Raw genomic sequence first — 17495 nt, forward strand, 5'->3', positions numbered from 1 at the left:
CCTGCTCGCTGGTGTCCGGTGCCTGGTGCGGCTATATGACGAGGGACAACAGCAGGACCAGGCCACCGGCGACCACCGAGATGATCGTCTCCATCACGGACCAGGTCTTGATGGTCTGGCCGACGTTCAGCCCGAAGTACTCCTTCACCAGCCAGAAGCCGGCGTCGTTGACGTGGCTGAAGAAGAGCGAGCCGGCGCCGATGGCCAGGACCAGCAGGGCGGCGTGCGTGGTCGACATGTCGGCCGCGAGCGGCGCGACCAGACCGGCCGCCGAGACGGTCGCCACCGTCGCCGAACCGGTCGCCAGCCGGATCACCACCGCGATCAGCCAGGCGAGCAGCAGCGCCGGGATCGACCAGTCCTTGGAGATGTCCAGGACCATCTGGCCCACGCCGGAGTCGATCAGCGTCTGCTTGAAGCCGCCGCCCGCGCCGACGATCAGGAGGATGCCGGCGATGGGCGCCAGCCCCTTCTCGACCAGGCCGGAGAGACGGTCCTTGCCGAACCCGGCGGGCCGCAGCAGCGTGAAGATGCCGACGAGCACGGAGACCAGCAGGGCGATCAGCGGGTTGCCGATGACGTCGAAGGTGCGCTGCACCACGTTCTCGGGGTCGTCGACGATGATGTCGACCAGGGCCTTGAGCAGCATCAGCACGACCGGCAGCAGGATCGTGGCCAGCGTGGCGCCGAAGCTCGGACGCCTGTCCAGCTGCTCGGAGGCGCGCTGCGGGATCATGCGGTCGGGGGCCGGGACGTCCACCCAGCGGGCCGCGTACTTCGAGAAGACCGGACCGGCGATGATCACCGTCGGGATCGCGACCAGCACGCCCAGCGCCAGGGTCACACCGAGGTTGGCGTCCACCGCGTCGATGGCGACCAGCGGGCCGGGGTGCGGCGGGACCAGACCGTGCATTACGGACAGACCGGCCAGGGCCGGGATGCCGATCCGCATCAGCGAGTAGTTGCCGCGCTTGGCGACCATGAGGACGACCGGGATCAGCAGCACGATGCCGACCTCGAAGAACAGCGGCAGCCCGATGACCGAGGCGATCAGCACCATCGTCCACGGCATCGAGCGGGGCGTGGCCTTCGCCAGGATGGTGTCCACGATCTGGTCGGCGCCACCGGAGTCGGCGAGCATCTTGCCGAGGATGGCGCCGAGGGCGATCAGGACGCCGACGCCCGCGACGGTGGAGCCGAGCCCGGCGGTGAAGCTGGTGATGACCTTGTCCAGCGGCGCACCGGCGAACGCGCCGAGCGCCAGTGACCCGATGGTCAGCGCCAGGAAGGCGTGCAGCTTGAACTTGGTGATGAGCAGGACGATGACGGCGATGCCGAGGAGCACGGCGATGCCCAGCTGGGCGTGGCCCGCCGAGGTGATCGGCTCGACGGGGTCCGCTGCCAGCATCTCGACGCTGAGTCTGGTCACGGTGGTTCCCTTGCGTGATGGGGATGGGGGAGTTCGGGGCCGTGCGGGCGGAAGGCGGCACGACCCCGGGGGAGTGGGTGCGGGGGTTACCGGACGGGCTCGGGGAGATCCCGCAGGGCGGTGACGGCCCGTTCGGTGATCTCCTCGGGGGCGCCGGCGACGTCCACCGCGACTCCCGCCTCGTCCGGCTCCAGCGGCTGGAGCGTGGCGAACTGGGAGTCGAGCAGGGCCGTCGGCATGAAGTGGCCCTGCCGGTGCGACATCCGGTCCTCGATCAGCTCACGGCTGCCCGTGAGATGCACGAAGACGACACCGGGAGCGGCGGCCCGCAGCCGGTCGCGGTACGACCGCTTCAGCGCCGAGCTGCTCACCACCCCACCGAGCCCGGCACGCCCGTGCGCCCAGCCGCCGATGGCGTCCAGCCAGGGCCAGCGGTCCTCGTCGGTGAGCGGGGTGCCGGCCGTCATCTTGGCGATGTTGGCCGGTGGGTGGAAGTCGTCGCCCTCGGCGTAGGGGACGCCGAGCCGGGCCGCGAGCAGGGGACCGATGGTGGTCTTCCCGGTGCCCGCGACGCCCATGACCACGACCACGTGGGGGGTGTGCAGTTGCTGCATCGCACTCTCGCTGTCTGCTGTCTTCGTCGACACCTGATGTCGACGTAACTGAAACTCATTAGGTACGACGACTTCAAGAGTCTGTGACATATAAGTCTGACTTTTTATTCCGGTGACGTGCCCCGTACGCTGAGTGCATGAGCACACCGGGCCGGGGGCTGCACGGCCGCGTACTGGACACCCTCGGCCCCGCGATCACAGCGGGCGCATACCCCGCGGGCAGCGTTTTGCGCACGGACGAACTCGCGCAGCGCTTCGAGGTGTCGCGCTCCGTGATGCGGGAGGCGGTCCGGGTGCTGGAGTCCATGCACCTCGTCGAGTCGCGCCGCCGCGTCGGCGTCACCGTCCTGCCCGAGTGCGAGTGGAACGTCTACGACCCGCAGGTCATCCGCTGGCGCCTGGCCGGCTCCGAACGCCCCCGGCAGCTGCGCTCCCTGACCGTGCTGAGGTCGGCCGTCGAACCGGTCGCGGCGGGCCTGGCCGCACGGCACGCCACGGCGGAGCAGTGCGCCGAGCTGACCGAGTGCGCGCTCGGCATGGTCGCCAACTCACGCGGCCACCGGCTGGAGGAGTACCTCTTCCACGACGTGGCCTTCCACCGCGTCATCCTCACCGCCTCGGGCAACGAGATGTTCGCCCGCCTCGGCGGCGTCGTCGCCGAGGTGCTGGCCGGCCGCACCCATCACGACGTGATGTTCGAGGACCCGGATCCGGCCGCCGTCACCCTGCACGTCCAGGTCGCCGAGGCGGTCCGCGCCCGCGACGCCGAGCGTGCCGAGCGGCTCACCCGGGAGATCACCGAGGGCGCGCTCCAGGAGCTGGACATCCTGGCGCCCTGAACGCCGGGGGTGGTGTCAGAGGAGATGTCCTCAGTCGAGGAACTCCCCGTCCACGTACACCCACGCCCCGTCCACGCGCTCGAAGCGGCTCCGCTCGTGCAGCGAGCCGCCGCGGTAGGACGCCCGGAACGTCACGGTCCCGGTGGCGTGGAAGGCGGAGCCGTCGGCCGTGTCCAGGATCTCCAGCCCGGTCCACCGCATGCCCGGGTCGAGGTCGAGCCGCGCGGGCCGGGTGCGGGGGTGCCAGGTGCGCAGCAGGTAGCCCGCGTCCCCCTTGACGAAGGCGCAGTAGCGCGAGCGCATGAGGGCCTCGGCGGTCGGGGCGGCGGCCCCGGCGTGGAAACGGCCGCAGCACTTCTCGTACGGCTCGGACCGCCCGCAGGGGCAGGAAGGGCTGGTCATGGCGACCACTGTAGAGGAAGGGCAGCCGGAGAAAAGCAGAAAACCCCTGCTCAGCAGGGGTCTCAGCTGGTGTCCGAGGGGGGACTTGAACCCCCACGCCCGATAAAGGGCACTAGCACCTCAAGCTAGCGCGTCTGCCATTCCGCCACCCGGACAAGGTGTCTGTCGTGCGGGTTTCTCCCCGCGGCGACGACGTAAACATTACCAGGCTTTCGGGGGTGGCCGATCACCCCCTCCTTGGGCCCGGGCGGCCCAGGGAGGAGGATGAGGGGGACCCACCAGCAGTGACAGCGGGAGGAACCACGTGAGCGACTCGGGCACGGGCACGGCCAGGAGCGTCACCGGCGAGGACGAGGTCGTCGACCTCTGCCGCGAACTGATCCGGATCGACACCAGCAACTACGGCGACCACTCGGGGCCGGGCGAGCGCAAGGCCGCCGAGTACGTCGCCGAGAAGCTCGCCGAGGTGGGACTCGAACCGAGGATCTTCGAGTCCCACCCCGGACGCGCCTCCACGGTGGCCCGGATCGAGGGCGAGGACCCGTCCCGGCCCGCGCTGCTCATCCACGGCCACACCGACGTCGTCCCGGCCAACGCGGACGACTGGACCCACCACCCCTTCTCCGGGGAGGTCGCCGACGGCTGCGTGTGGGGGCGCGGCGCCGTCGACATGAAGGACATGGACGCGATGACGCTCGCGGTCGTCCGCGACCGGCTGCGCAGCGGGCGCAAGCCCCCGCGGGACATCGTGCTCGCGTTCCTCGCCGACGAGGAGGCCGGCGGCACCTACGGCGCCCGGCATCTCGTCGACCACCACCCCGACCTCTTCGAGGGCGTCACCGAGGCGATCAGCGAGGTGGGCGGCTTCTCCTTCACCGTGAACGAGCAGCGCCGCCTGTACCTGATCCAGACGGCCGAGAAGGGCATCCACTGGATGAAGCTGACGGTGGCCGGCACCGCCGGGCACGGGTCGATGATCCACCGCGACAACGCCATCACCGAGCTGTCCGAGGCCGTCGCACGCCTCGGCCGCCACAAGTTCCCCGTCCGCGTCACCAAGACCACCCGGGCCTTCCTCGACGAACTGGGCGACGCGCTCGGCACCGAGCTGGACCCGGAGGACATGGACGGGACGATCGCCAAGCTCGGCGGCATCGCCAAGCTCATCGGCGCGACCCTGAGCAACACCGCCAACCCGACCCAGCTGGGCGCGGGTTACAAGGTCAACGTCATCCCCGGCGAGGCCACCGCGCACGTCGACGGCCGCTTCCTGCCCGGGTACGAGGAGGAGTTCCTCGCCGACGTCGACCGGATCCTCGGACCGCTCGTGCGGCGCGAGGACGTGCACGCCAACAAGGCCGTCGAGACGACCTTCGACGGAGCGCTGGTCGACGCGATGCAGTCCGCCCTGGTGGCCGAGGACCCGGCCGCGAAGGCGATCCCCTACATGCTCTCCGGCGGTACGGACGCCAAGTCCTTCGACGAACTCGGCATCCGCGGCTTCGGCTTCGCGCCGCTCAAGCTGCCGCCGGAGCTGGACTTCGCGGGCATGTTCCACGGCGTCGACGAGCGGGTGCCGGTGGAGGGACTCCAGTTCGGTGTGCGGGTGCTCGACCGCTTCATCGACGCGTCCTGAATTCGCCCGTGCGTACGGGAAGTGACCGGGGCGAGTGAATGCGCTCATAAGCTCGTAGCCTCATTACTCCCTCCTCGTTACAGGTGATGCGATCGGCAAATTTTGGGATCGCGTTTGCCAACTAGGAGGAACAATGCTCAAGAAGGTCGTCGCCGCCGCGGCTGCCACCGGTGGTCTGGTTCTCGCGGGCGCGGGCATGGCCGTCGCCGACTCCGGGGCCCAGGGTGCCGCCGTGCACTCGCCCGGCGTCCTTTCCGGCAACGTCGTTCAGGTTCCCGTGCACGTGCCGGTGAACGTCTGCGGCAACACGATCTCCGTGATCGGCCTGCTGAACCCCGCCTTCGGCAACGTCTGCATCAACAAGTGACGTTGTGCCCCGCCCCGTGAGGGTCTGATTCCGCCGGCCCCGGAGTGCACGCCATGCGCTCCGGGGCCGACGGCCTTTCGGGGGACATTCGAGGCGGGAGGACGACGGCGACGCCGGAATTCCGGCACGCTCGGCATTCTCGGTACCACGGGACCAGGACAAGGCAGGGATTCAGGAAATGCGACAGGTCACCCGCAAGGGCCTGATGACGATGGCGGCGGCCACCGGCGTGATCGCCGCCGCGGGCGGCACCGCCCACGCGGACTCGGGTGCGCACGGCTCGAGTTCGGGTTCGCCCGGCGTGCTGTCGGGCAACACGGTGCAGGCCCCGGTGCACGTGCCGGTGAACGTCTGCGGCAACACGGTGGACGTGGTCGGCGTCCTCAACCCGGCGATGGGCAACGCGTGCGCCAACCAGGGCGGCGACGCCTCCGGCGGACACGGCGACTCCGGCGGCAAGGGCGGGTTGCACGGGGGGTCCCACGCGGACGGGCACGCCACCGACTCGCCGGGTGTCGCCTCCGGCAATCACGTCGAGGTGCCGATCGAGGTGCCGGTGAACGTCTGCGGCAACAGCGTCGACGTGGTCGGCGCCCTCAACCCCACCACCGGCAACGACTGCGGCAACAACGGGGGTGACGGGGATCACTCGACGCCTCCCGGCGACCACGAGACGCCTCCCGGCGAGCCGCACAACCCGGGCAATCCCGGCAACCCCGACACCCCGGACAAGCCGTCCGGCCCGGACGGCGAGACGCCGGACGACTCCACGGACCGCAACCGGCCCGGCACCCAGACCGTCGGCCAGCCCCGCGGTGACGCGGCGCTCGCCGAGACCGGCAGCGACCTGCCGCTGGGCCTCGCCCTGCCGGTGGGCGCGGGCGCGCTGCTCGCGGGCACGGTGCTCTACCGCAAGGCGCGCGCCTCGGCGTGAGACGGACGCGTCGGCACACGCAGCGGGCTCCGCACCGGCGGGGCCCGCTCCGTTTCCGCCCGTCTCACCAGGTGGCGCGCACCTGGCGGATGATCCGCCGCCGCAACCGCACCTTGCGGCTGCCGTCACGCAGCAGGGTCAGGCGGTACAACTCCCAGTGTCCGTACTCGGCATGGTCCGTCAGCTGACGTGCCGCCTCCTTGCGGGTGACCCCGCGCGGTAGGTACACATCGACAAATTCGTATTCCGGCATCGAATCTATTGTGCGGGCTGGGGCCCGGTACGGATAGCGTCTGCACTATGTCTGATGCTGCGCAGCCCACCGCTGCCGAGGTACGCGCCGCCGCCGAGGCGGTCAAGACCGCGCTCGACCGCCACCTTGCCGCGGTCGAACGCCGGTCGGGAGAGGAAGACCCGGCCGTCTACGACGCGTTCAACGAGCTGGCCGCGGCCGCGGAGGCGTACGACGAACTGCTCTACGACCGGTACGACGAGGTCACTCCCTTCGAGATCCCCGGCGAGGACACGCTGCCGCCGTACACGGGCCCGGAGGAACCCAGCGCGCTGAGCGTCCTGATCCGCCGCGACTACGCCGTGGCCGAGCCGCAGCGGCTGATGGCCCAGGCCCGACGGGTCGAGGCGGCGGACGAGGACGCACCGGGCGCCGGGGCCTCGGGCACGGTGCACGGCGCCCTCGGCCTGCTCTTCGGCGAGTTCGAGCCGGACGAGATCGCCTCCCGGCACAAGGAGTTCGGTCTCGAGGAGGGCGACTCCACGCTCTGGGTGACGGCCGCGGACGAGAGTGCCGAGCCCGGCGAGTGGCTGGAGGACCCGTTCGAACAGGTCGACCCCGAGCGGGTGGTCTGCCGCTTCGACGTCAGCGCGGTCTTCGACGAGGAGTTCGACGACGGCGATGACGACGACGGAGATGACGAGGACGCCGAGGACGGCGATGACGCCGAGGACGACGAGGCCGACCTCGCGGAGCTGGAAGAGGACCTCGACACGGACCTCGACGAGGACGGTGCCCCCACACGGCTGGAGGCCGACCGCTGACCTCGTGCCCCGCCACGCCCCACCCGGCCCGGGCACCCGGGGACGCCCGGCCCCGATGACGGCGCGAGCGCTGCCGGCCCCCTGGGCGGCCCGGCGGGCCCGCGTCGGGTGGCGGGGCCGGGCGCCCGTGACCGGTGGCGGCCGGGGCCCGGGGAGCCCGTACGGCGGGCCTGGGGGCCTTCGCCGGGCGTGGCGTCGGCGCGGGTGTTGTCGACCCCCTGGGTGGCCCAGAGGGCACGCGCCGGGGGTCAGTCGGTGGTGGTGGGGATCTGGGGGGCCAGCAGGATCGGCAGGCGGGTGGTACGGGGCTTGGCCGGGGTCTCGGCCACCGCGCGGGGGAGGGCCTGCTCCACGCCGTGCACCACGGACAGATGCCGGGCGGCCCGGCCGAACGCCGTGTAGATCCAGGGACGGCTGAGCGCCTGCACGGCGTCGCCGGGCAGCACCACGACCGCCGCGGGCCAGCGGCCGCCCAGCGCCTGGTGGGCGGTCAGCGCCCAGCCGTGCCGCACCGAGCCCTCCACCCGGTCCCTGGGGACGATCACCGTCTCGCCCGCGCACGACAGGTGCAGTCCCTCGGCGTCGGCCGTGATTACCCGCCCCGGCAGCACCCGGCCCGGGACGGGCGTGTGGACGACCCGGTCCCCGGGGTCGAAACCGCCGAAGCGCCCGGGGCCGGGGTTGAGGCGTTCCTTCAGCGCCGCGTTGAGCACGCGTGTGCCCGCGGCACCGCCGTGGCCCGGCGTGATGACCTGTGTCTCCTCGGCCGGGACACCGATCGCGCGCGGCACCGAGTCCGCCACGAGCTGGACGGTGCGGTGCACGGCCTCGCCCGCGTCCCGCACCGGCACGATCACGACCTCCTTGCCGGGCGCCTCCACCTGGCTCAGCTCACCGATGCCGATGCCGGAGACCAGTTCGCCGAGCGGACCCGGGTCCGGGCGCCGCGAGGCGATCTGGGGGCAGACCCGTGCCGCCAGCAGGTCCGCGAAGACCCGCCCGGGGCCCACGGACCAGAGCACCGCCGGATCCCCGGCCAGCACCAGCCGGGCCCCGTCCGGCAGAGACTCCGCGAGCAGGGCGCCCGCCTCCACGTCGAGCTGCGGCGCGTCGACCACCACGAGCAGATCGAGGTCCAGCGCCCCGTCGGCGTCCCGCCCCGGACCCTCGACGCCGGTCAGCAGCCCGGTCACGGTGACCGCGGCAGGAGCCTGGGGTCCCGAGGAGGGCGGCTCGGCCAGCAGGGCGGCGAAGCGGTCCCGGCCGAGCGGGCCGGGCGCGGCGGCCCAGGCCCGCAGGCCCAGGGCGTGCGCCGCGTGCAGCAGGGCGGCGGGCTCGGCCAGGGACGCCTCGCCCCCGGTGTGCAGGACCAGCCCGTGGCCCGCGACGGCACGGATCAGCTCGGCCGCCGAGCCCTGCGCGGAGGCAGCAGCCTGCTCCCAGTCCGCCGCGGAGCCGTCCTGCTTGGGCGCCGAGTTGACCAGCCGGGCCAGTCCGTCGGCGAGGCTCTCCTCCGCGAGCGCGTATCGCTCGAGACCGATCAGCACCCGGACGGGACGCTCCCCGCCCTCCTCGCCCTCTTCGTCCTGCTCGCCCTCCCGGCGGGCGCCGGTCTCCTCCAGGGCGTCCTGGAAGGCGAGTGCCTCGCCCTCGGCGAGCGTGCTCTGCACGGCCGCGTCGGGATCCGGCACGCCCCGCTGGGCCAGCGTGGCGGTGAGCCGCGGCAGCTCCAGCGCGGTGTGTCCGGCCAGCGCCGCCTGCTCCAGCAGCCACCCGGTCACGGCACGGCCGCGCCGCTCGTCGTCCGGGCCGCACTCGGCGCCGAGCAGCGCGCGGGCGAACCCGTCGGCCTGCTCCGGCCGCACCCCGCCGACCCGGAGCAACAGCCAGGGGTCCGCGCGCAGCGCGTCCTGAGCGCCTTCACCGAGGAGCGCGGCGGTCTGCGGCGCGAGCCCTTCGGGGGCGCCGCCCTCCGCCAGTACGCCTCGCACGCTCTGCACGGTCTCCGGCGCCGGTCCCACGGACCCGGCGGAGGGTTCCGCGGGCGCCGGCCGGGGCGGGCGCACCGGCTCCGGCGCGGGGCGGCGCGCGGGCTCGGGGGCGCCGAAGACCGTGGCCGCCGGCTTCTCACCGCTCTCCACGGCGCGTACGGCGGCGAGCAGGTCGGCCGCCGAGCCGCTGAGCTTGCCCCCGGCGTCGATCGGCCCCTGCTTCTCGGCCTTCCGCCGCTCGATGCGCTCCCGCTCGATCCGCTGCGCGGCCAGCTCGGCCTCGACCTCGGACACCTGCGCGGCCGACTCGCCCCCGTCCCCGGCGGGCTCGTCCGACCGCGCGTCGGAGGAAGCCCCGGCCGTCTCCGCGGTGCCCGGGGTCTCCGGCCCGGTCTCCACGGCGTCCGTGGCGTCCTCGGTGGCGGGCTCGGGCTCCGTGCTCACAGCGTGCTCCAGTCGTGATCGGGATAGCGGTGCACGGGCGCCGACACGTCGTCGAGCGCCCGGCAGATCTCGTCAGGAAGACTAAGGGTCTCCACTGACAGCGCCGCCGTGAGCTGCTGCGCGTTGCGCGGACCGATGATCGGGGCGACCACCCCGGGCCGGTCGCGGACCCAGGCCAGCGCCACCTGGAGCGGGGTCACCGCCAGCCCGTCCGCCGCCGTCGCCACCGCGTCCACGATGTGCCCGGCAGTGTCGTCGAGGTAGGGCTCGACGAACGGGGCCAGATGGTCCGAGGCGCCCCGCGAGTCCGGCGGCGTGGCGTCCTTGCGGTACTTGCCGGTGAGCACCCCGCGTCCCAGCGGCGACGAGGGCAGCAGCCCGATGCCCAGGTCCAGGGCGGCCGGCAGCACCTCCCGCTCGACGCCCCGCTGGAGCAGCGAGTACTCCATCTGGGTGCTCGCCACCCGGTTGCGCACACCGGGCGCCGCCAGCTGCCAGGTCGCCGCCTTGGCCAGCTGCCAGCCGCAGAAGTTGGAGACCCCCGCGTAGCGCGCCCGGCCGCTGCTGACCGCCACGTCGAGGGCGTGCAGCGTCTCCTCCAGCGGGGTGTGCGGGTCGAAGGCGTGCAGGTGCCACACGTCGACGTGGTCCGTGCCCAGGCGGGCCAGTGAGGCGTCCAGCGCGGAGAGCAGATGGGCACGCGAACCGTCGAACCGGCGGTCGGGATCCGGAACGCTGCCGGCCTTCGTCGAGATCACCAGGTCCCGGCGCGGCACCAGGCCCTCCATGATGCGGCCGAGCAGATACTCCGACTCGCCGTCGCCGTACACGTCCGCGGTGTCGACGAGCGTCCCGCCCGCTTCCCAGAAGGTCTTCAAGAGGTCCGCGGCGTCATGCTCGTCCGTGTCCCGGCCCCAGGTCAGGGTGCCTAGACCGATGCGGGACACGCGCAGGCCGGTGCGGCCGAGATGCCTCTGCTCCATGAACGCCGACATTACTGGCCACCGCTCGCCCTGTGGGGGCCTGTGGACAACCGATTTCCGCGCGCTAAGGTCGGGGCACCAGCCACGTTACTGATCGGTAAGGGGAATCGGCCATGCAGCTCGGGATCAACCTCGGCTACTGGGGTGCCGGAATGGACGCGGACAATCTGGCCGTCGCCCAGGAGGCCGACCGGCTCGGATACGCCGTGTGCTGGGCCGCCGAGGCCTACGGCTCCGACGCGGCCACCGTGCTGACCTGGGTCGCCGCCCAGACCGAGCGCATCGACGTCGGCTCGGCGATCTTCCAGATCCCGGCCCGCCAGCCCGCGATGACCGCGATGACCGCCGCCACCCTGGACTCCCTGTCCAAGGGCCGTTTCCGCCTCGGCCTCGGCGTGTCGGGACCGCAGGTCTCCGAGGGCTGGTACGGCGTCACGTTCGACAAGCCGCTCGCCCGCACCCGCGAGTACGTCGAGATCGTGCGCAAGGCGATGACGCGGGAGCGGCTGTCCTACGAAGGCCGGCACTGGACGCTGCCGCTGCCCGGCGGCCCCGGCAAGCCCATCAAGCTGACCGTGCACCCGCAGCGCGAGCACATCCCGCTGTACATCGCCGCGATCGGCCCGAAGAACCTGGAGCAGACCGGCGAGATCGCCGACGGCGCCCTGCTCATCTTCCCCTCCGCCGACCACCTGGAGGAGACCGCCGTCAAACACCTGCGCGCCGGGCGCGAAAAGGCCGGCAAGACCCTCGACGGGTTCGACGTCTGCCCGACCCTGCCGCTCGCCCTCGGCGACGACAAGGACGTCACCACCCTCGCCGACACCTTCCGCCCCTACACCGCCCTCTACGTCGGCGGCATGGGCAGCCGCAAGCAGAACTTCTACAACCAGCTCGCCCAGCGCATGGGCTACGAGCGGGAAGCCGCCGAGATCCAGGACAAGTACCTGTCCGGCGACAAGCAGGGCGCCGCCGAGGCCGTACCGCACGAGCTGATCGACCAGACGACCCTGCTCGGCTCCGTCGACCGCATCGCCGACCGGATGAAGGCCTACGCCGCGGCCGGCGTCACCACCCTGACCCTCGCCCCCGCGGGCTTCACCCTGGACGAGCGGCTCGCCGCCCTCCGCGCGGGCACCGAAGCCCTGGAGCGCGCCGGACTGGCGTAGTACCGCGGAGAAAGTTTCTGCGGCCGTGGTGGGGGCTCGGGGGTCTTCCCCGCCACGGCCGTCACGGGGAACAACGCGCCCACGCGCGCGGGGTTACGCCTTCCCGCGTCCCCGGCCGTCCTTCTTTCGGCGGAGTTGTGCGCCGCACCTGTTGCCGCGCCCCCTCTCCCGCACTTGACTCGTGCATCGCGGAGTGTGCGGAACCTGCGGACCACGCAGCGGCAGAGAGGTGCCCCCGATGCTTTCGGCCAAGAGCCTTTTCCAGGAGATCCTCGACAACGACGAGGCGTTCCGTCTCTTCTGCTCCATCGCGGCCAGTGGCGAGTCCCAGGGCGGCTGGGAGAACGCGCGCATCGCGGCGCTGGTGCCGGAGAGCGAACGCGCCCTCGCCCCCAAGATCACCCGGCACGGCGCGGACGAGGACAAGCACGGCCGGATCTTCAACGCCCTGCTGAAGAAGCGCGGCCTCGAACCCGTCGAGGTACCGCCCGAGACCGACTACACGATGCTCCTGGAGCGGCACGGCATCGGCCTCGCCCACGAGAAGCTCAAGGCCGACCAGCCCCTCACCGTGCGGGACGTCATCACCTACCTCGCCCACAGCAGGGTCACCGAACAGCGCGCGGCCGAGCAGATGGCGATGCTCCTCAAGTACTTCGCCGTCCACCCCGACCTGGGCCGGGCGGTCCGGATGATCTCGGCCGACGAGGACAACCACCTCGCCTACTCCCACGAGGAACTGCTGCGCTACGCCGCCGCCGGGCACGGCCCGTACATCCGGCGCACCCTGCGCGAGTGCGCGCACGCCGAGATCCGCGTCCACCGCGACGTCAGCCTCGCCGTGATGGCCCGCATGGGGCGCCTCCTCGGCTGGTCCCGGGCCAGGTCGGCGCTGCTCGCGGCGGGCATCCACGCGGTGTACGCCGCCGAGCGGCTGGCCGGCTGGCGCCGCATGGTGACGCTGCGGGCCCCCGAACGGCGCGACGCGCTCGGCGGACCCGCCACCGCGGCCCCCGAGATCGCCTGACCGGACCCGGCCGTCCCTACAGCCAGCCGCGGCGCTTGAACTGCCGGTACAACAGCACCTCCAGGACGGCCATCAGCGCGATCACCGCCGGATAGCCCCACACCCAGTGCAGCTCCGGCATGTGGTCGAAGTTCATGCCGTAGATCCCCGCGATCATCGTGGGGACCGCCGCCATGGCCGCCCACGCCGAGATCTTCCGCATGTCGTCGTTCTGCCGGACGCTCGTCTGCGCCAGATGCGCCGACAGGATGTCCGACACCAGCCGGTCCAGGCTCTCCACCGACTCGTTCACGCGCGTGAGGTGGTCGCTCACGTCCCGGAAGAAGGGCCGTGCCCGGTCGTTCACGAACGGCACGCCGCCGCCGTACGCCCCCGTGCCCGCGAGCCGGGCCAGCGGCGGCGCGAGCGGACCGGTCGCGCGGCGGAACTCCAGCACCTGCCGCTTGAAGTTGTAGATCCGCGACGCGGTGTGCCGGGTACCACCGCCGTCCGGCGAGAAGACCTCGGCCTCCAGCTCCTCCAGGTCGGTCTGGAGCTCCACCGCCACGTCCAGGTAGTGGTCCACGGTGGCGTCCGCGATCGCGTACAGCACCGCGGTGGGGCCCTTGCCGAGCAGTTCCGGTTCGTGCTCCAGACGCTGCCGTACGGCCTTCAGCGGCGAGCCCTCGCCGTGCCGGACGACGACCGCGAAGGAGTCGCCCAGGAAGATCATCAGCTCGCCGGTCGAGACGGCGTCGCTGTCCGGCTCGTACACCACCGGCTTGAGGACGGCGAAGAGCGAGTCGTCGTACACCTCCAGCTTGGGCCGCTGATGCGCCTTGAGGGCGTCCTCCACCGCCAGCGGATGCAGCCCGAACTCCTGGCTGACCAGCTCGAACTCCTTCTCCGTCGGCTCGTGCAGGCCGATCCAGACGAACCCGCCCGCCTGCCGCGCCTCACCGAGCGCGTCGGAGAAGTCCTCGGGCCCGTCCGTGCGGTGCCCGTCCCGGTAAATGGCGCAGTTGACGATCACCGAACCCATTCTCCCCTCGCCCCGGCGCCCCTGTACCGCGCCGTACGCCTACCCTGGCCGCATGCCCACGCTGATCCTGGTTAGGCACGGACGTTCCACCGCCAACACCGAGGGACTGCTCGCCGGCTGGACGCCCGGCGTCGCCCTCGACGAACGCGGCGCCGCACAGGCCGCCGCGCTCCCCGGGCGGCTCGCCGGCCTGCCACTCTCCGAGATCGTCACCAGCCCGCTGCAACGCTGCCAGGAGACCCTCCGGCCGCTGCTCGACGCCCGGCCCGGCCTGCGGGCCCACACCGACGAACGGATCGGGGAGTGCCACTACGGCGACTGGTCCGGCCGCAAGCTCGCCGAACTCAAGGACGAGCCCCTGATGGAGGTGGTGCAGGCGCACCCCTCCGCCGCGGCCTTCCCCGGCGGCGAGTCCATGCGCGCCATGCAGACCCGCGCCGCCGAGGCGGTACGCGAATGGAACGCGCGCGTGGAACGCGACCACGGACCCGACGCCGTCTACCTCATGTGCTCCCACGGCGACATCATCAAGTCCCTCGTCGCCGAGGCCCTCGGCCTCCACCTCGACCTGTTCCAGCGGATCTCCGTGGAGCCCTGCTCCGTCACCGCGATCCGCTACACCCGGCTGCGCCCCTTCCTCGTCCGCCTCGGGGACACCGGCGACTTCGCCTCCCTGGCCCCGCGCGAGGAGCCGTCCGGTGACGAGGCCCCGGTCGGGGGTGGTGCGGGCGCACCGTGATCGTCCGCCGCAGTAGGGTGAACCGGTCGCGGCAGTGACCCCGATCCGATCTTCCGCCTTCCCCGACTTCCATGGAGACAGGACGTGTCCCGTCAGGTGTTCCTCTACGACCAACCGGAACGTTTCGTGGCCGGTACGGTCGGGCTGCCCGGGCGCCGTACGTTCTTCCTCCAGGCCTCCGCCGGCTCCCGGGTGACCAGCGTGGCCCTGGAGAAGACCCAGGTCGCCGCCCTCGCCGAGCGCATGGACGAGCTCCTGGACGAAGTCGTACGGCGCAGCGGCGGCAGCACCGTCGTCCCCGCCACCGCGCCCACCGGGCCCGCCGACACCGCGCCGCTGGACACCCCCGTCGAGGAGGAGTTCCGGGTCGGCACCATGGCGCTCGCCTGGGACGGCGAGGACCAGCGCATGATCGTCGAGGCGCAGGCCCTCGTGGAGCTGGACGCCGAGTCCGAGGAGGACCTGGCGGAGGCCGAGGAACGGCTCCTCCAGGACGAGGAGAACGGCCCGCCCATGCTCCGGGTCCGCCTCACCGGCGCGCAGGCCAGGGCCTTCGCCAAGCGCGCCCTCGACGTCGTCAACGCCGGGCGGCCGCCGTGCCCGCTGTGCAGCCTCCCGCTCGACCCGGAAGGACACGTATGTCCGCGCCAGAACGGATACCGCCGCGGAGCGTGACCACCGACGCGGCGGCGGCCGAACTGCTCGCCCTGGGCGAACTGACCGTGCGCGGACGCATCCGTGACGCGTCCAACGCGGCGCTGTACTGCACGGTGACGCACGAGGGACGCGAGGCGGCCTGCGTCTACAAACCGGTCGCCGGGGAGCGCCCGCTGTGGGACTTCCCCGACGGCACCCTCGCCCAGCGCGAGGTCGCCGCCTACGAGGTCTCCGAGGCCACCGGCTGGGGCCTGGTCCCGCCCACCGTGCTGCGCGACGGCCCGTACGGCGAGGGCATGGTCCAGCTGTGGATCGAGACCGAGCCGGAGACGGAACTGCTCGCCCTGGTGGACGAGGAGGAGCCCGGCCCCGGCTGGAAGGGCATCGCCCTCGCCGAGGTCGGCGAGGGCCGCACCGCGCTGCTCGTCCACGCCGACGACGCACGGCTGCGCCGGCTCGCCGTACTCGACGCGGTGATCAACAACGCCGACCGCAAGGGCGGCCACCTGCTGCCCGCGGCGGGGGAGCGGCTGTACGGCATCGACCACGGCGTCACCTTCAACGCCGAGAACAAGCTCCGCACCCTCCTGTGGGGCTGGGCGGGCGACCCGCTCACCGCGGAGGCCCTGGCGGTCCTCGACGCCCTCAAAGAGGCACTGAAGGACGGCGGCACCCTGGCGACCCGGCTCGCCGCGCTCATCACCCCCGCCGAACTCGACGCCACGCGCGCGCGGGTCGACGCCCTGCTGGACTCCGGGAAGCACCCCGAACCGAGCGGCGAGTGGCCGGCCATCCCCTGGCCGCCCGTGTAGCCACCCAGGCCGCACAACGGCCGGTGTCGCGCAAGAACGCCTCACCGGCCATCCGGCCCGGTCCGGTTCGTGTACGGAACATCCGTCCGGTTAGGCTCATGACATGCATGCCTGGCCCGCTTCCGAGGTCCCCGCCCTGCCTGGTCAGGGCCGCGACCTGAGGATCCACGACACCGCGACCGACGGCCTCGTCACCCTCGACCCCGGTCCCGTCGCCCGTATCTACGTCTGCGGCATCACGCCGTACGACGCCACCCACATGGGGCACGCGGCGACCTACAACGCGTTCGACCTCGTACAGCGCGTGTGGCTCGACACCAAGCGGCAGGTCCACTACGTCCAGAACGTCACCGACGTGGACGACCCGCTCCTGGAGCGGGCCGTGCGCGACGGGGTCGACTGGACCGCCCTCGCCGAGCAGGAGACCGCCCTCTTCCGCGAGGACATGACGGCGCTGCGGATGCTCCCCCCGCGGCACTACGTCGGAGCCGTCGAGGCCATACCCGGCATCGTCCCGCTCGTCGAGCGGCTGCGCGACGCCGGCGCCGCCTACGAGCTGGAGGGCGACACCTACTTCTCCGTCGAGACCGACCCGCACTTCGGCAGCGTCTCGAACCTGGACGCCGCCGCGATGCGGCTGCTCTCCGCGGAGCGGGGCGGCGACCCGGACCGGCCGGGCAAGAAGAACCCGCTCGACCCGATGCTGTGGATGGCCGCCCGCGAGGGCGAGCCCAGCTGGGACGGCGGCACGCTCGGCCGCGGCCGGCCCGGCTGGCACATCGAGTGCGTCGCCATCGCCCTGGACCACCTCGGCATGAGCTTCGACGTGCAGGGCGGCGGCTCCGACCTCGCCTTCCCGCACCACGAGATGGGCGCCTCGCACGCCCAGGCCCTCACCGGCGAGTTCCCCATGGCCAAGGCGTACGTGCACGCCGGCATGGTCGGACTCGACGGCGAGAAGATGTCCAAGTCCAAGGGCAACCTGGTCTTCGTGTCGCAGCTGCGCCGCGAGGGAGTCGACCCGGCCGCCATCCGGCTCACGCTGCTCGCCCACCACTACCGCTCCGACTGGGAGTGGACCGACCAGGTGCTTCAGGACGCCCTAGCCCGCCTGGAGCGCTGGCGCGCCGCAGTCTCCCGCCCCGACGGCCCGCCCGCCGAGGCCCTGGTGGAGCAGATCCGCGAAGCCCTCGCGAACGACCTGGACTCCCCGGCCGCCCTCGCCGCGGTCGACCGCTGGGCCGCCCTCCAGCAGGAGACCGGCGGCACGGACGCCGGCGCCCCGGGCGTCGTCTCCCGCGCGGTGGACGCCCTGCTGGGCGTGGCGCTGTAAACAGGCGCAGCGACGCAAGAACCGGGGGCCGCTTCTCAGGAA

General features: G+C 72.4%; 18 protein-coding genes and 1 tRNA gene. 11 read left to right on the forward strand and 8 right to left on the reverse strand.

Annotation, left to right across the window (positions count from 1 at the left end):
- Positions 1–31: 31 nt before the first annotated feature.
- Both B9W62_RS30740 and B9W62_RS30745 read right to left on the reverse strand, forming a co-directional pair.
- Positions 32–1429 (reverse strand): GntP family permease, encoded by a 1398-nt coding sequence (locus B9W62_RS30740; RefSeq protein WP_087810206.1) that lies wholly within the window; start codon positions 1427–1429, stop codon positions 32–34.
- Between the two features lie 86 nt (positions 1430–1515).
- On the reverse strand, positions 1516–2043 hold the full coding sequence (locus tag B9W62_RS30745) for a gluconokinase (RefSeq protein ID WP_087810207.1): 528 nt from the start codon (positions 2041–2043) through the stop codon (positions 1516–1518).
- A gap of 137 nt (positions 2044–2180) precedes the next feature.
- Between B9W62_RS30745 and B9W62_RS30750 the strand changes: the two genes are divergently transcribed.
- Positions 2181–2882 carry a FadR/GntR family transcriptional regulator gene (locus tag B9W62_RS30750; RefSeq protein WP_030187728.1) on the forward strand — a complete coding sequence of 234 codons (702 nt, stop codon included), beginning with the start codon at positions 2181–2183 and terminating at the stop codon, positions 2880–2882.
- Between the two features lie 30 nt (positions 2883–2912).
- Here the strand turns inward: B9W62_RS30750 and B9W62_RS30755 are convergent, their stop codons facing one another.
- Positions 2913–3284 (reverse strand): YchJ family protein, encoded by a 372-nt coding sequence (locus tag B9W62_RS30755; protein ID WP_087810208.1) that lies wholly within the window; start codon positions 3282–3284, stop codon positions 2913–2915.
- 67 nt (positions 3285–3351) lie between these two features.
- Positions 3352–3439: transfer RNA gene (locus tag B9W62_RS30760), tRNA-Leu, on the reverse strand.
- A gap of 149 nt (positions 3440–3588) precedes the next feature.
- On the opposite strand from B9W62_RS30760, the gene B9W62_RS30765 reads away from it, so the two are divergent.
- The 3 genes from B9W62_RS30765 to chpC all read left to right on the forward strand — a co-directional run bounded on the left by B9W62_RS30765 (position 3589) and on the right by chpC (position 6221).
- Positions 3589–4920, forward strand: a complete 1332-nt coding sequence (locus tag B9W62_RS30765) for a M20/M25/M40 family metallo-hydrolase (RefSeq protein WP_087810209.1) — start codon at positions 3589–3591, stop codon at positions 4918–4920.
- A 133-nt stretch (positions 4921–5053) separates the two neighbouring features.
- Complete coding sequence (gene chpH, locus B9W62_RS30770; RefSeq protein WP_003977150.1) at positions 5054–5287, forward strand: chaplin ChpH; 234 nt, start codon at positions 5054–5056, stop codon at positions 5285–5287.
- 178 nt (positions 5288–5465) lie between these two features.
- Positions 5466–6221, forward strand: coding sequence for an LAXTG-anchored chaplin ChpC (gene chpC / locus B9W62_RS30775; RefSeq protein ID WP_087810210.1), 756 nt, complete (start codon positions 5466–5468; stop codon positions 6219–6221).
- A gap of 64 nt (positions 6222–6285) precedes the next feature.
- Here the strand turns inward: chpC and B9W62_RS30780 are convergent, their stop codons facing one another.
- Positions 6286–6474: a DUF5703 family protein gene (locus tag B9W62_RS30780; RefSeq protein ID WP_003977152.1), complete on the reverse strand. Its 189-nt coding sequence runs from the start codon at positions 6472–6474 to the stop codon at positions 6286–6288.
- Positions 6475–6521: 47 nt separating this feature from the next.
- Here B9W62_RS30780 and B9W62_RS30785 point away from each other — a divergent pair, with 47 nt between their 5' ends.
- Positions 6522–7277, forward strand: a complete 756-nt coding sequence (locus tag B9W62_RS30785) for a hypothetical protein (protein ID WP_087810211.1) — start codon at positions 6522–6524, stop codon at positions 7275–7277.
- A gap of 248 nt (positions 7278–7525) precedes the next feature.
- On the opposite strand, the gene B9W62_RS30790 is transcribed toward B9W62_RS30785, so the two are convergent.
- Positions 7526–9712, reverse strand: coding sequence for a helix-hairpin-helix domain-containing protein (locus tag B9W62_RS30790; RefSeq protein ID WP_087810212.1), 2187 nt, complete (start codon positions 9710–9712; stop codon positions 7526–7528).
- A complete protein-coding gene (locus tag B9W62_RS30795; RefSeq protein WP_087812178.1) occupies positions 9709–10695 on the reverse strand; it encodes an aldo/keto reductase in 987 nt (328 codons plus the stop codon). Before B9W62_RS30795 ends, B9W62_RS30790 begins: the two co-directional genes overlap by 4 nt.
- A 113-nt stretch (positions 10696–10808) precedes the next feature.
- Between B9W62_RS30795 and B9W62_RS30800 the strand changes: the two genes are divergently transcribed.
- Both B9W62_RS30800 and B9W62_RS30805 read left to right on the forward strand, forming a co-directional pair.
- The gene (locus B9W62_RS30800; RefSeq protein ID WP_087810213.1) at positions 10809–11864 is read left to right on the forward strand and encodes an LLM class F420-dependent oxidoreductase; all 1056 of its coding nucleotides are present in this window, start codon (positions 10809–10811) and stop codon (positions 11862–11864) included.
- 238 nt (positions 11865–12102) lie between these two features.
- Complete coding sequence (locus B9W62_RS30805) at positions 12103–12891, forward strand: hypothetical protein (RefSeq protein WP_087810214.1); 789 nt, start codon at positions 12103–12105, stop codon at positions 12889–12891.
- A 16-nt stretch (positions 12892–12907) separates the two neighbouring features.
- On the opposite strand, the gene corA is transcribed toward B9W62_RS30805, so the two are convergent.
- Entirely contained in the window at positions 12908–13903 is a 996-nt protein-coding gene (corA, locus tag B9W62_RS30810) for a magnesium/cobalt transporter CorA (RefSeq protein ID WP_179235757.1), read from the reverse strand.
- A 61-nt stretch (positions 13904–13964) separates the two neighbouring features.
- On the opposite strand from corA, the gene B9W62_RS30815 reads away from it, so the two are divergent.
- The 4 genes from B9W62_RS30815 to mshC all read left to right on the forward strand — a co-directional run bounded on the left by B9W62_RS30815 (position 13965) and on the right by mshC (position 17453).
- Positions 13965–14651, forward strand: coding sequence for a histidine phosphatase family protein (locus tag B9W62_RS30815; protein WP_076973595.1), 687 nt, complete (start codon positions 13965–13967; stop codon positions 14649–14651).
- A gap of 84 nt (positions 14652–14735) precedes the next feature.
- A complete protein-coding gene (locus tag B9W62_RS30820; protein WP_003977160.1) occupies positions 14736–15326 on the forward strand; it encodes a DUF3090 domain-containing protein in 591 nt (196 codons plus the stop codon).
- Entirely contained in the window at positions 15290–16120 is an 831-nt protein-coding gene (locus B9W62_RS30825; protein ID WP_179235758.1) for an SCO1664 family protein, read from the forward strand. Before B9W62_RS30820 ends, B9W62_RS30825 begins: the two co-directional genes overlap by 37 nt.
- 103 nt (positions 16121–16223) lie before the next feature.
- Positions 16224–17453: a cysteine--1-D-myo-inosityl 2-amino-2-deoxy-alpha-D-glucopyranoside ligase gene (gene mshC, locus B9W62_RS30830; RefSeq protein ID WP_087810217.1), complete on the forward strand. Its 1230-nt coding sequence runs from the start codon at positions 16224–16226 to the stop codon at positions 17451–17453.
- Positions 17454–17495 lie beyond the last annotated feature (42 nt).

This window comes from Streptomyces sp. CS113 (assembly GCF_002188365.1).
GTDB lineage: Bacteria > Actinomycetota > Actinomycetes > Streptomycetales > Streptomycetaceae > Streptomyces > Streptomyces tendae.